Here is a 1,209-nt window from a genome sequence, read left to right as displayed (position 1 = left end):
TTTGGTGAGTGTAGTGAGTGTGCTCGGCTTGGAGTGGTGTGAGGTCTTGGATGGACTCGTGGGGCCGGGCGGTGTTGAACCAGTGGGTCCAGTCCAAGGTGGCGGTTTCGACGTCGTGGAGGCCTTTCCAGGGGCCGTAGGGGTGGATCAGTTCAGACTTGAACAGGCCCATGTGGGTCTCGGCCAGGGCGTTGTCGTAGGCGTCGCCGACGGATCCGACCGAGGCGTCGATGCCGGCGTCGGTCAGGGCCTGGGTGAAGGTGATCGAGGTGTATTGCGAGCCGGCGTCGTTGTGGTGCACCAGTCCGGTCAGGTCGGTGACGCCTTCGCTTCGGCGGGTCCATACGGCCATGTCGAGGGCGTCCAGGACCAGCGGGGTGGTCATGGTGGTGGCTGCTTTCCAGCCGATAATCCGGCGGGAGAACACGTCGATGATGAACGCGACGTAGACCGTGCCGGCCCTGGTGGTGACGTAGGTGAAGTCGGCGACCCAGAGCCGGTTCGGTGCTGAGGCGACGAAGCGGCGGTCGACCCGGTCGGCGGGCCGGTTCGCTTTCTCGTCGGGGATCGTGGTGCGTGGTTTCTTGCCGCGGACTGCCCCGCTGATGCCCATCTGGGTCATGAGCCGTTCCACCGTGCACCGGGCCACGTCGTGGCCCAGGCCGCGCAGGTGCAGCCACAGTTTGCCGGCTCCGAAAAGCTGCACGAACCGGACCTCGGCGCGGACCTTCTCGATCACCTCGATCAACGCGGCATCGCGGAGTTTCTTCTTACTGGGTTGACGATTGCGGTTGTCGTAGTAGGTGGAGGGGGCGATCTTGCAGCCATGCCCGGACAGCACGCGGCAGATCGGCTCGACCCCGAACCGGTCTTTGTGATCGTTGATGAACGCGACGATCACTTCTGTGGGCGGTCGAGCTCCGCCGCGAAGAAAGTCGCTGCCGACTTCAAGATCTCGTTCGCCCGCCGCAACTCGGCAACCTCACGCTTCAGCGCCTTCAGCTGATCCGACTCCTCCGTCGTCACCCCCGGTCGCTGACCGGCATCGATCTCGGCCCGGCGAACCCACTTACGCAGCGTCTCCGGCGACCCGATCCCCAGCTTCTCAGCGACCGACTTGATCGCCTCGAACTCCGAGCCATAGTCAGCCTTGGACTCAACAACCATCCGGACCGCGCGCTCACGCAGCTCGGGCGAATACGACGACGG

The 1,209-nt window shown here is 64.7% G+C and carries 1 protein-coding gene and 1 other annotated feature; the gene reads right to left on the bottom strand.

All coding sequences use genetic code 11. The features are described 5' to 3' along the window. A protein-coding gene (locus tag ACFFGN_RS36045) for an IS3 family transposase (RefSeq protein WP_380057770.1) occupies positions 1 to 1,209 on the bottom strand; the annotation gives its coding sequence in 2 pieces (ribosomal slippage) (positions 1 to 936 and positions 936 to 1,209; 1,210 coding nt annotated over the 2 pieces). This gene is flagged as partial in the annotation. Beyond that, positions 809 to 940: a sequence feature (AL1L pseudoknot), on the bottom strand. It overlaps the preceding gene by 132 nt.

The organism is Kribbella deserti, assembly GCF_042434725.1.
GTDB classification, from domain to species: domain Bacteria; phylum Actinomycetota; class Actinomycetes; order Propionibacteriales; family Kribbellaceae; genus Kribbella; species Kribbella deserti.
The sequence above is the reverse complement of the archived record's forward strand: the minus strand, read 5'-3'. Positions and strand labels throughout refer to the sequence as shown.